This window comes from Alkalispirochaeta americana, from assembly GCF_900156105.1.
In the GTDB taxonomy this organism is placed as follows: Bacteria; Spirochaetota; Spirochaetia; order DSM-27196; family Alkalispirochaetaceae; genus Alkalispirochaeta; species Alkalispirochaeta americana.
Window position 1 is genome coordinate 1 of sequence record NZ_FTMS01000029.1, and the last position, 11,728, is coordinate 11,728.

The 11,728-nt window shown below is 47.5% G+C and carries 13 protein-coding genes and 1 pseudogene; 1 reads left to right on the top strand and 13 read right to left on the bottom strand.

Annotated elements, in window-relative coordinates; all coding sequences use genetic code 11:
- A partial coding sequence (locus BW950_RS13980) for an IS3 family transposase (RefSeq protein ID WP_143559267.1) occupies positions 1–120 on the top strand: 120 nt, incomplete at its 5' end.
- 90 nt (positions 121–210) lie between these two features.
- Here BW950_RS13980 and tnpB read toward each other — a convergent pair.
- From tnpB to yhfZ, 13 genes and pseudogenes are all read right to left on the bottom strand, one after another.
- Positions 211–435: pseudogene (tnpB, locus tag BW950_RS15650) on the bottom strand (IS66 family insertion sequence element accessory protein TnpB); the annotation flags it as partial.
- Positions 432–749, bottom strand: a complete 318-nt coding sequence (gene tnpA / locus BW950_RS15655) for an IS66 family insertion sequence element accessory protein TnpA (RefSeq protein ID WP_143559268.1) — start codon at positions 747–749, stop codon at positions 432–434. The pseudogene tnpB and the gene tnpA, both read right to left, overlap by 4 nt.
- Positions 750–1,127: 378 nt before the next feature.
- Positions 1,128–2,765, bottom strand: coding sequence for a phosphoenolpyruvate--protein phosphotransferase (gene ptsP, locus BW950_RS13990; RefSeq protein ID WP_076489922.1), 1,638 nt, complete (start codon positions 2,763–2,765; stop codon positions 1,128–1,130).
- 1 nt (position 2,766) lies between these two features.
- A complete protein-coding gene (locus BW950_RS13995) occupies positions 2,767–3,027 on the bottom strand; it encodes an HPr family phosphocarrier protein (protein WP_076489923.1) in 261 nt (86 codons plus the stop codon).
- Positions 3,027–4,253: a phosphopentomutase gene (locus tag BW950_RS14000; RefSeq protein ID WP_200796844.1), complete on the bottom strand. Its 1,227-nt coding sequence runs from the start codon at positions 4,251–4,253 to the stop codon at positions 3,027–3,029. The genes BW950_RS13995 and BW950_RS14000 overlap by 1 nt, the downstream gene beginning before the upstream one ends.
- Positions 4,247–5,389, bottom strand: a complete 1,143-nt coding sequence (locus BW950_RS14005) for an alanine racemase (RefSeq protein ID WP_076489925.1) — start codon at positions 5,387–5,389, stop codon at positions 4,247–4,249. The genes BW950_RS14000 and BW950_RS14005 overlap by 7 nt, the downstream gene beginning before the upstream one ends.
- Positions 5,390–6,517, bottom strand: coding sequence for an aminotransferase class V-fold PLP-dependent enzyme (locus BW950_RS14010; RefSeq protein ID WP_076489926.1), 1,128 nt, complete (start codon positions 6,515–6,517; stop codon positions 5,390–5,392).
- Positions 6,518–7,417: a phosphotriesterase family protein gene (locus BW950_RS14015; RefSeq protein ID WP_076489927.1), complete on the bottom strand. Its 900-nt coding sequence runs from the start codon at positions 7,415–7,417 to the stop codon at positions 6,518–6,520. It lies immediately after the preceding gene.
- 15 nt (positions 7,418–7,432) lie between these two features.
- Positions 7,433–8,491, bottom strand: a complete 1,059-nt coding sequence (locus tag BW950_RS14020; RefSeq protein WP_143559269.1) for an amidase — start codon at positions 8,489–8,491, stop codon at positions 7,433–7,435.
- Positions 8,492–8,498: 7 nt separating this feature from the next.
- A complete protein-coding gene (locus BW950_RS14025; protein WP_076489929.1) occupies positions 8,499–9,797 on the bottom strand; it encodes a YhfT family protein in 1,299 nt (432 codons plus the stop codon).
- A gap of 12 nt (positions 9,798–9,809) precedes the next feature.
- On the bottom strand, positions 9,810–10,166 hold the full coding sequence (locus tag BW950_RS14030) for a DUF2620 domain-containing protein (protein ID WP_076489930.1): 357 nt from the start codon (positions 10,164–10,166) through the stop codon (positions 9,810–9,812).
- Between the two features lie 9 nt (positions 10,167–10,175).
- Entirely contained in the window at positions 10,176–10,532 is a 357-nt protein-coding gene (locus tag BW950_RS14035; protein ID WP_143559270.1) for a PRD domain-containing protein, read from the bottom strand.
- 8 nt (positions 10,533–10,540) lie between these two features.
- Positions 10,541–11,467: a GntR family transcriptional regulator YhfZ gene (gene yhfZ, locus BW950_RS14040; protein WP_076489932.1), complete on the bottom strand. Its 927-nt coding sequence runs from the start codon at positions 11,465–11,467 to the stop codon at positions 10,541–10,543.
- Positions 11,468–11,728: the final 261 nt, after the last annotated feature.

Sequence of the window (11,728 nt, forward strand, 5' to 3'; positions counted from 1 at the left end):
GAAGAGTTCATTGATCAACTGGATCGGTATATTCGGTGGTATAATGAACGGCGTGTAAAGCTATCCCTCGGGGGTCTGAGTCCGGTTGAATACCGCCAGGCCATCGGAAAAGCAGCGTAAAACCAGTCCAAGAAAACGTCCGCACCCCCTCTGCAGCTCGCCAGCTGATATCCTGCGCGCCGCCTCTTCGGTCTGCGGCCAGGGAAAGCGATCGCGTTCAAGCTTTTTCATCCAGAGCGCAAATCCGGTGGCATCCCAGTAAAGGGCCTTCAGGATTCTTCGGTGTTTGTTACAGAACAGGAACAGAGCGCCGGAAAGCGGATCCTGCTCCATATGCTCGGTGGCAATCATGGACAGGCCATTGATCTGTTTTCTCATATCAGTTCCGCCGGGCCGGATGAAGATCTCTACCCGACTCAGATCCGGGCCAATCATAATGATGCGATCGCTCGCACCACGGCGGCGATTTCACTATCGGTTGCCGGCAGGTCGAGTTCTGCATTGACGCCACTCGTCGATGAAACGCGCAGGGTGCGTCCTGTCCGTGCTGGGGTGACGGTTCCCAGCGATACGACGGATGGCGCACTATTCTCGAGATCGTCTGTTCTGTTCGAATACCGGCGTTTCCAGAGATCCAGTGAGCTCAGGGCCACTCCGTTTTCCGCACAAAAAGCTTTGCGGGACATCCCGCTTTCCCGGTACTGATGGACGACGCTGCGTCGGTATGCGTCTCGTTCTTTTCTCGTCATTCGGGCCTCCTTGAGAGCCCGATTATTGGTTATGTCGCTCCACCGCGGTAGGTGGGGTGAAATTGTCGCTTACGCTTCACCGCTCTCATTCTCTCTTCATACGAATACACGGACTACCTCCTTCAGAATGTAGTCCAAGTTTTTGTCCGCACCCCCGAATATATCCATCGGTGAGTGGGAGATTCTCATGCCAGCCAATCTCAATCCTGAAGAGGTCAACACCGCGTTTCTCGCAGACGTGCGGTGAAATTGACGCTTACGGAAAAGCAGCGTAAAATCAGTCCAAGAAAACGTCCGCCCCCCCTATAGGCGGCAGGTTTAGAGGGTAATTCCCACAGAAATCATAAAATACTGAGAATGTCTCAAGTTCATCTATCGTTACATACTCATATTTCTTATCAGATCCCTAGCTTCGAGAATATATTCCCCGCTGATACTAATTTCATCTATATCCAGAAAAGCCAAAAATTCAATCCCCTCTCTTGTTCCTCCGAGTTCACCGCACAAACCTACTTCTGTACCATAACATCCTGCCTCAGCAATTATGTGTTCTATGGATCTCTTTACGGCAGGGTGAAGCGGATTATAAAGATGATGAACAGCGGTATCCCCTCTGTCTACTGCAAGGGTATATTGAGTAAGATCATTTGAACCAATACTGATAAAATCAACCATAGGAGCAAGCTTATCAGCCATAAGCGAGGCGGCAGGGGTTTCGATCATTATCCCCAGCAGGCAGTGGCGGTAAGCCAGACCTTCCTCTGTCAAAGAAGATTCTATGGTATGAACCAATTCAATCAGCCACTCCACCTCTTCCTGAGAGATTACCATAGGAAACATAATACGAAGATCACGGCTCTCAACTGCGTTTGCTCTTAACAGGGCTCTTAACTGACAGGTTATCAAGTCTATAAATTCTTTATAGATCCTTATACCTCTGTAACCAAGAAACGGATTATCACCGGCTGGTATATCAAGCCAGGGCAGAGGCTTATCTCCTCCTACATCCAGCGTTCGAACTATAACGGGTTTATCCTCAAAAATGTCCGCTACAGCGCCGAAAACTTCTATCAACTCTTGTTCCGCCAGCGGCTGGGGTTTTTCTGCATATAGAAATTCGGTCCTGAAGAGGCCTATGCCCTCACTTCCCAGCTGCAAGGCTACTTTTGCTTCATCCAGGGAACCGATATTGCTGAAGAGTCGTATCCGGCGCCCATCTGGGGTAACCGCAGGTAAGCAGGATTTCTCAAGCAGATGCTGCCGTCTGTCCTGAGCATCTCTGATAGTTTTTCCGGCTTGTTTCATAAAAACCTGATTCGGCTCCAGAACAATGCTGCCTGAGCTGCCGTCCATAAAAACAAACTGACCGGTTTCTACGGAGGCAAGAAGACCATCAACTCCTGCAACAGCAGGAAGACCAAGAGCCTTTGCAAGTATAGCTATATGACTCGTACTGCTTCCGGTTTCAGTAACAAAGCCCTTGACCTTTGTTCTGTCCAGAAGGGCAGTATCTGAGGGGACAAGTTCCCTGCAGCAGATTACCGCATCTTCCGGGTATGCTGCTAAAGGCTGAAGGGAATCCCCTTGAAGAGCCAGCAAAAGCTTTTCCCGAACATCAAGAAAATCCGACGCACGTTCCTGAAAATAGGGATCATCCATCGCAGCCATTTCATTTGAACATTCTTTGTAATAATCAGATACTGCCGCCTCTGCCGATAACTCACCATTTCCCAGAACCTTTTCAATCTCGGCTATGGCGTCTTCATCATCAACAAATTCCATATGTCCTTCAAAGATACCTGCCCGTTCTTCAAATCCGTTGATTTCCAGATTTTTAACTATTGTTTGAAGATAAGCCAGAACCCTCTCCCGTGATTCAGAATACCGTTTGAATTCCGCCTGCGGATCAGCAGAAATCCTTTTTCTGGAAAAAGTTTCTATATCCTTTTTTACCAGAACATATACCTGACCAATAACTAGCCCGGAAGAAACCCCTATGCCCCTGAACTCTTTCATCTTATTCCTCTAATCCTGCGATATACTTCTCCAATGCTTCTGCCGCGCAAACCTCATCTTCCCCTTCACAATTCAGAGTTATCATATCTCCCTGACTTATACCTGCTTTCATTAGCTTGACAAGGCTTTTCCCGTTAAAAAGATTTGAATCCTTTTGGATAGTAATATCTGAAGTGAAGGTTTTGGCAAGCTTAACAAACTGGTTACCGGGACGAGTATGAAGGCCTGTCGGATTATTAATTCTTATTTCTTTCTTTATCATTACCGGAAATCTCCTTTGAAAATTTTATCTAAAAAGCTTTTACCTGATTCAGGAAAGCGGGTTCCGAAAAAATCGGCAGCTGTTGCACTTATATCCGCAAGACTTTCCCTTTTCCCAATCATGCCTGAAGCTATATTGCCGGCATATACAAGAAGGGGAACCTCTTCCCTGGTATGTTGACTATGTCCGCATAAAGGATCATTTCCATGATCTGCAGTTACAATCAATAAATCTTCTTCACCCAACGAATCCAAGATCCCTGCCAGTTTATCATCAACTATCTTCAGCTTTTCAGCGTAACCAACCGGATCCTGACTATGTCCTGCCAAATCGGTTTCCTGGATATTCACACAGATAAATTCATACTCACCCTCATCCAGCAAATATCGCAACTCTTCCATACATTTCCCGGTATCTACCGTTGAAGACACATATCCTCCAGGATTATCAACGATATCGGCTACCTTTCCTACAAGTGCGGACTTTATCCCGGCTTCAGAAAACCTGTTTATAACCTGGGTAGTAGGGTCTACCCCATAACCCAGATGGATCACCTTGTAACCATTTTTATAAACACCGCTTTCGGCGGATCCCACACCTGCTAGGTTACCCGGATTGCGGTAGGCCCCTAAGATGTCCTCCATACTTACATTAAGCCCTCCGAACGCGATCACCCGGCTGACCCTGGAGATACTGCGAACAAGCCTGCCGACAGCTGTTACCATTGAGAAATCAACAAGATCCAGTGCAGCGGTTACATTGTGATTAAAACCTGGGGCAGTTTCCAGATTGTCACCCACAGTCATAACATCATCAACAACCAGGATTTTCCCGTCTTTACCATAAAGATCCACCTTATGACCATTTTCCAGGAGCACGCTTTTTACTTCTTCCAGGATCTCGGAGAAAGGCTGGTATTCAGGTCTAAGAGGATTGGTTCCCATTATCTCCTGATGGCCCCAGAATGTATCAGCCCCAAAATGCGCCAGTTTGGCACGACCCCATAAAGCGTTCTCCACTTTCCTGATATTGGAAACATCATAGCCCAGCGCATTTCCGAGTCCGAGTTTTTCAAGAACCGGAAGCTTAAGATCCGGAACTGATTCAAAGACGTGAAGAACAGTATTAGTGCCCATATCTTCGAGCCTATCGATTAAAACATCCTCCATGGCGCCGACACCATAACTATCAATAACAATTACTATAAATCTTTTTCTGCCTAACAAACCCGTTCTCCCTGTGCAGTGAAAGTTCCTGCTACCTGAGGTTTTCCCTTTGAAAGTCCTTCAATGACACTGACCCGGCTTCTGGTTACAAAGATCTGACTTCTGAAACAAGTTACAACCGGCATGCCTGCCTTAAATGGTCTCTCAAGAACAAAATAGTAATCAATACAACCATTTTCACAACCAATTAAGGATCGTTGACTGCCTACAAGCGCGTTTTGCATATGGGATCGGCTGTAATATCCACCTCCGTAACAATAGCCCTTACCCTCAAAATTATGTGATATCTCTGACAGATAACAAAGAGCTGGTTTACCCTGAGAATCAGGCTCAATCCTGTCCGGAGTGGTTCCTAAAACACCATGACCTGGTTCTGCATGGGTTCCACCGTTTTCAGCCAGAAGTTCAAGGGTTCCGTCATGATTCAAAGACGGAAGATTTATCTGCCCTATATCCGCGCCAAGTCTTTCAAGAATTTTTGCGCTTTCTTTTACTGCATCAAGATTGGAAGTTTTTGTCACAACACCTTTGATAGAATCATAGACAAGAGCCGGAAAACCTGTCACCCCAGACAGCCTGACTCCTTTTACCGAACTTATCCGGTTATAGAAATCTTCAACTCCGGAAACATGAATCCCGCCTTCCTGCTGCGGATACAGAGAATTCTTGTCTTTCCACACTCGCAGCATAACAGGCTGTTCAAAACCTGATTTAACAGCCTCTTCCCCAATAAACCGGGCATTATCAATTGAATATACTGTTATTATTTCAGGTTTGTAATGCAGCAAAGACCCGATTAAATGTTCAGGTATTTGTACCAGATGACCTATATGCCCCAAAGGCAGCCCGGCTTTAGCAAGGGTTTCAGCCTCTCTATAGTCTACCGCTACTATGCCGTCAAAATTATCAAGTTCAAGGATTCGTGAGGCAACCATAGGATTCCGTCCAAACTGTTTGGTCATAAGATAAAGACGGAGGTTCAGATCCACAGCCTTCCGGGAAATTCGAAGACTGTTCTCCATTATTGCATCCATATCAAGCACATAACTGTCAGGCTGGATAAGCCCTTTTGTATGAAAGAATCTGACAGCTTCTATTAATTCAGGATTTTGGTTTATCATTTTTTCCAGAAACAATTATTTCTCCTTTGAAGTGGAATCGTCGTTTTGCTGCATGGAGATTGCTTCTTTCAAGATTCGCACTACTGTATCAACTCCGGCCTTGTTTGGATTAATTCTGATCATATAAGCGGCTCCCTCGGGATCCGCCTTCGTGAAGGTTCCGCTTACCCGGTAAATCATCGGTAATATCTCGTATTTAGATTCGGCTCCTACCGGCCATGATCCGGCGCCAAGACGGCCGGCCGCTTCTATTACGCCGGCGCTGACCGGCTTTTCAAGCCGGATTATTATGACCTTCGACTGTGCGTTTGCTATAAAAGCGCTTTCTACTCCGCGTATTCTTCCGCTGTTCAGTTCTGCACAAAGCTTTTCTATAGTCCTGCCCTGAACGGCAAGCAGAACGGAAGCGCTGACCATTCCGCGCAGAGCCGCAAGCGCCTCGTGCCCCTGTACCTGGGAGCCGCCGGAATAGTGACTCTTCCTGATATTTTCGACATATTTTCTTTTTCCGATCACAATCCCTATACCCTCGGGCCCCATAAGCTTGAACATCGAAAATGCGGAAAGATCCGCCCCAAGCTCGACGCCGGTTCTGCGGACCTTGAGTACGGCATAGTTATCGTCCGTAATTACCGGTATACCGGGCATTGCCTTTTTTACTACAGAAATAACCTCGCCGATATTGTAACTGTCTTCCATTTTCTGCCGCGTATACTGCACAAGAACGGATTCTATCCCTCCGGACAACTCCGATAGAGCCTTTTCCAGACTCGCTGTCGAATTGAAATCTGCTTTGACAGCTTTAAGCCCCATCATTTCGAAGGTATTGACGGTCGTTGGATATACGGGCGCATCATGCACAAGCACCGCAGTCCCGGAAGCAACCATTGAGCACAGCCCCTCCCTTATTGCGCCTGTTCCGGCCCCCCTTACGAGCACCGAATCCTCTACGTTAAAAAAATCGGCGAACACCTTCTCAACATCCCTGGTAGTAGCTGGCCCGCCTATACCCGGCACAAGTCCGAGGTCTCCTTCGGACAGCATCCGGGCGCCCAGAATATGCCGAGACGCGGCATCTACCAGCCGGTGCTGCTGTTCTATCGCTTCATCTATGGAAATAGTTTCAAGTGGGTAGGTTTTCATCTATACATCGCCGAAAATTGATTTTGGGTTCTTATCCATAAACAAGTCCACCGTACTTTCGGACAATCCCGCTTCATAAAGCATCGGTATGAACGTATCTATAAGATATGAATACCCTATTCCGCCGCGCGATTTAAGGTGCGACAGCCTTGTTATATCCACCGACATCAGAATACGATCCTGATGTCCCTTTCCGACAAGCCGTTTAATAAAGGAAACCCTCGTTTCCTCCGGCAGATAGCTGATCTTCCCGATCGTGTCGAATGCTATGTAAACGCCGCAGTCGGCAAGTTTTTCTATGTAATCAAAATCGTTTGCCAGATCCGTATGCCCTATTACGACACGGCTCAAGTCGATATTGTATTCCCCGAATATTTCAAGTTGTTCCGCCCCCATAGTACCCAGCGTCGTATGGGTGGAAATCGGGATACCAGTCTCCTGATGAGCAAGACAGGCTGCGCGGAATACCTTTTCTTCAAGAGGTAATACTGTGTTCAGGCTTGTTCCTATTTCTCCTATGACCTTCGCCCTGATCCCCGAATTGACGGGCGCTCCGTCCGGCCCTTGCTCCGAGTCCGTCATAATGCCGTCGACTATCTCGGAGACCATTATTCCTGCAAGCCTTTCAACCGGCAGCTGCTCCACCTCCGGCGGAAGAAACGGCACCTTGTAATATCCGGTTGCGGCATGAATCCTCATCCCGGTCTCTTCGGAGAGGCGTTTTAAAAAGACAACGTCCCTGCCCATGCCCCTTGCAGTAAGCTCGATTATTGAATCGACGCCTTTTTTCTGAAGGTCCAAAAGCTCGGTCCGGGTGGCCTCAAAATCGTTAAGCCTGCAGTCCGGATCATTTTTCGGTCCCGACAGATCAAGGCTCATGTGTTCGTGTGAATATATCATTACATGCTCCAGATATCACTCAAGTGCGAAAGCTATTTTGTTGACCGGCTTTAGCGCGCAGTCGCGGAAATAGTCAAGATAAAGCTTCGGCCGGTTTTCGCGGTCAAGCCTGAGGGCAAGCTCCAGAAGTCCGGACGCATTGCCGGCTCCTTCCGGCGCCATCAGAACAAGGCCACTGCCCAGCTCGGAAAGAGGAAGGGTCAATGCGGTGGCGTTGCACATATTGGCAACCTTGACAAGGTACTTGCCGTGCCCGTCATAATACTCGTTGCCGCACTGTCCCATAACCCCGCAGAGGGAATCGCCGAATCCGCAAACATCGGCTGGCCCTTCCACGGAAAGAATAGTCCGTCCGGCGCCGAACTGCCCGGCGACCCAGTCGATAAGGCTTGCCCTGGACATATCCGACGGAAGCACTTCTTCCGAATGACCGATTTGGTTCTCCGCCAGCACGGCTTTAACCGAATCGAAGACACCACTTCCTGAAAAGTTGTTGCCCAGAAGAACGACGCCACCACCCAAGCCGCGGCTATCTGAATCTTCCACTGCGAAGCATTCCGCAAAACGCACTATATTTGAAAGCGAATGCGAAACCGCCCCTACCCCGGGAATGAATCCGATCCCGTCGGTGGAAATCCTGTTGTTGCTGCAGAGAAGCCCCATTCCTTTAGCCATTATCGAGTAAAGGCTCAAAGAAAGGGCCGGACCAAGTACGGATCCCCCGCCGTCGCTACAGATGCCTATGTCGTTTATTCCGTACAGAACATTAAGAGCGGTTCCGCTTGAAGAACCCGTCATTGCCCTGCCGGTGAGCGGATTTACTAAGGATGGGTCTACAGCCCTGCCTCTGTCCGACATTCTGTCGATAGTATGCCATACGAATCCATTCTGAACCAGAACAGAAAGCAGAGACCGGGGTATACCTCCGGTCTCTTTTACTCCCATCAGCCCCGGATTCAGGCCTGATTCAGCAGCCTTGCCTGCCTCCAGCATCGTATCGGGGCTGATATCCAGCACCGAATCCCTGTGCCGGAATGCAAGGGCATGCTGTAGCGAGAGTCTGTATAAATCCATAACCGTGTTACGCCGGAAGCTGAATGAGTCCGACAAGCATCAGAATATTCACCAGCAGTCCGAACAGGATCGCTGCTATAGGTCCGACAGCCATACTTACCATAGGCTTCTTCGCATTCTTGTTCATCAGCCATACACCTATGACAAAGAAGAATCCAAGTTTCGGTACCATAGAATTTGCTGCTATGGCTCCGCCTAAAAGCAATGCAACCTCAAGGACTCGTCCCATAGCTGTCCTTATATGATCAGCACAAGCTCTGACTCCGGGGAATCTGTCCAGAAGCCTGGCTACAGCTGCAAGTAAATAAACCTCCGCAAATATTACAGCAAGGCCGACAACAAAAGCCAACAAAGGATTTGTTATAAATATTCCGGCAACAAATACAAATGTCATACCGACAGGACTATATACACCGGTAGCAATTGCAGTAGTTGCAATCAAGGGAATAAATCCCAGAGCCCTAGCTAATGCTACAAAACCTGCATCTGTCACAAGCCCCTCATTCAAAAGATTAAGGGAGATAGGATCACCAGCTATTATTGTGGCACTTGTGGCCGCTGCTACAAGACCGCCCATTGGAGCTAACAGAAAAACATTTTTCTTTATCCTGTTAACACGTTCACCAAAAAGTCCCAAAAGCTGGGTATTGGCTCCTACTGCATCAGCATCGCTTTTCTTTTCCCTGATTGCAAACACCAGCATGATCAGCATAGAGATAAAAAGTGCCATTCCATCCGGATTAAGTGAGACATTGTTGCCGTTTATAGAGAATTTACCAAATATCTCAAAGAACTGTCTGCCTGCAATTGTAATTGCAAAGGTTATTATGCCCTTCTTCATCCCATACTGGTATGCAACAACCAATACCGGAAACAACGCGAATGCTGCTACTATAGGATCTCCAACCTTGCCCAGCGGACCAAGGAAGTTAAATGGAAGCATTGCAAAAAGATCTACAACCACCTGCAATCCAACAACAAGAAAGATTCCGTACAAAGCACCTACAGTGCCGGATACAATCATTCCGAGTTTCTTATCCTTCGGACTCCATGTACCGATTATATCCGTACCCAGCAGAACGCAATGGATAAGCATAATGGATTTACCAATGGAAAATGGTATGCCAAATCCTATAACCAATCCAAAACTCAACGCAAAAGAAGTAGCTGCAAGAGACTTCTTATCCATTCTTCCTTCAAGGTACTCAGGAAGAACCGGCCTAAGACCGTCATTGAAAACCGCAATCCCTCTGTTTGCCAGAACGGATGTAAGCGCTCCCAATAGACCGATAATAACATAATTCATATATCCTCCAAATTATGAAAGGAACCTCAATATAACTGGAACTATCTGTTCCGCATGCTGAAATGTAAAACCGAATGCCTTCTTGTTCAGTTTTACTTCACGCTCTATCTCTTCATCAGTCTTGATTTTTCCGGGAATAGACAAGGTTGCACAAACATCCATTCCCAGAATCGCTGTTGCCATAGCCAAGGCACCGCCTCCTCCGGTGTTACAAGCACCGAAGTAATAATCAGCGGCATTGTTTTTTACTGCGAGCGCCGCCTCGATGTCGCCCATTTCCTTAACTTCCACCTTACCGCTACCGTGTTTTTCTATCAGGGCAACAATATCCTTTTTCCCTATCTGTCCCCCGACTACAATTCTGACCATCAGCCCCTCCTAGTCCTCATCCAATATCAGACAAATATTTATAATAAAATACTTAATCTCCGATTCCGGAATATCAAACGACAGTATCCCGACAAGCCTGTCAGTCATGTCGGTAGCCTTCTCAAATACGTCCGACTCCTTGAACTCTTCAAACGCTTCATCGTCAAGAGCTTCTACTGGCTCTTCCCGTTCAATACGCCCCAATGCCATAACGACATGCGTAATAAACCTGCTGCCGTTTTCCTCAATCAGTTCGATACCGGCGTCATCAATAAAGAACGTCCGTATCGCCTCTATATTTTCTTTAACTTTGCTGCTCATCTGGCCGGACTGTTCCAGCAGTCCCAGCCTGAAATCCAAACTCATCCGCACCTCTAATATTCCGGAAGCAATGTTCCTTTTATTACCCCTTCACGGGCAGCCGTTACCTTTTCAATATCCATATTCCGCTTGATAAAATGTCTCACGGGAAGATTATCACTATTAATAACCAGGACAGCCTCCGTAGACGCCTCGTCAGCCCCAGGCGAAGAAAGCTCTCTAAAATTAAGTTCACCTATCCGCTCTACGACATAGTCACGGTTCCAGATGGTTCCGTCCACCACCCCGGTTTTAATGTTCTCGATAATCTGGCTGTACGGGATCTCCACCAGATTTATGTAAAGGCCGGATTCGCGCAGAAACCTTTCCGTCATTACTGTCTGATCCAGCGACATCGGGTCTACTCCAAGGGACTTTACCGAAGCGCAATCATTTCCGCTAAAGATAAGCCCGTGAGAGGACAGGTAACTTCCCGGGCCGAGTCCGGCGACTATTTCTATCGGAAACCCCTCTTTAATGAGGATATCTGCTGCCAGCCTTGAAATAACTGCGCCGTCAGATCTGTTGTTCATCAGCGAATTAACCCTCTGACGGCTACCGCGCATATAAGAAAGTTCAAACGATACGGAACCGTACGAAGTATGGAAATGCTTGAAAAACCCGGTAGCCACAGCTTCCAACCGTTTTGTATACGGGAGCGGCAGGGAAAAGATTATTGTTGAAATGCCACAAATACTGTACAGCCTGTCGTAGTTGATATTCTTTACAAAAGACCCCATATGGCCTTTCCCCTGCAAGACTACCGCCCTCAGGTCCTCCAGCTCTTTCAAAGCCTTCTGAACTGTGCCTACCGCTACGGACAGCCTGCGGGAATACCCGGAAACGGACTCAATCCTGTCTCCTTCAGCCCGCCCAAGCATGTCTTCGGCCAGCTTCACCAAAGTCTGTCCGCCCAGGTGAAGATGCTTACTGCTCTGCAAAAGACCCTCCGGAATTAACCTTCAAACAATTGAACATTCAATTGTTTGAAGGTTAACATGGTTTTCCGTGCTTGTCCAGAAAAATTATTGGCGTTTTCGGCTTTTTTTCACTTAAAAAATAGGCGTTAATACAAAGCCGGCTGATTTTCCTTGTTCGGCCGGTATACGGTGTTTGTCAACAAAGAAGTCACCTGAATTACGCCGCTCTTTGATGGATCAGGCGCCTGGTTTCCTGTGATGGGTTCAGGAATACCACTCGCC

Coding starts and splice junctions, on each gene's coding strand:
- tnpA (WP_143559268.1), bottom strand. CDS start 749: ATGACGAGAAAAGAACGAGACGCATACCGACGCAGCGTCGTCCATCAG.
- ptsP (WP_076489922.1), bottom strand. CDS start 2,765: ATGAAAGAGTTCAGGGGCATAGGGGTTTCTTCCGGGCTAGTTATTGGT.
- BW950_RS13995 (WP_076489923.1), bottom strand. CDS start 3,027: ATGATAAAGAAAGAAATAAGAATTAATAATCCGACAGGCCTTCATACT.
- BW950_RS14010 (WP_076489926.1), bottom strand. CDS start 6,517: ATGAAAACCTACCCACTTGAAACTATTTCCATAGATGAAGCGATAGAA.
- BW950_RS14015 (WP_076489927.1), bottom strand. CDS start 7,417: ATGATATATTCACACGAACACATGAGCCTTGATCTGTCGGGACCGAAA.
- BW950_RS14020 (WP_143559269.1), bottom strand. CDS start 8,491: ATGGATTTATACAGACTCTCGCTACAGCATGCCCTTGCATTCCGGCAC.
- BW950_RS14025 (WP_076489929.1), bottom strand. CDS start 9,797: ATGAATTATGTTATTATCGGTCTATTGGGAGCGCTTACATCCGTTCTG.
- BW950_RS14030 (WP_076489930.1), bottom strand. CDS start 10,166: ATGGTCAGAATTGTAGTCGGGGGACAGATAGGGAAAAAGGATATTGTT.
- BW950_RS14035 (WP_143559270.1), bottom strand. CDS start 10,532: ATGAGTTTGGATTTCAGGCTGGGACTGCTGGAACAGTCCGGCCAGATG.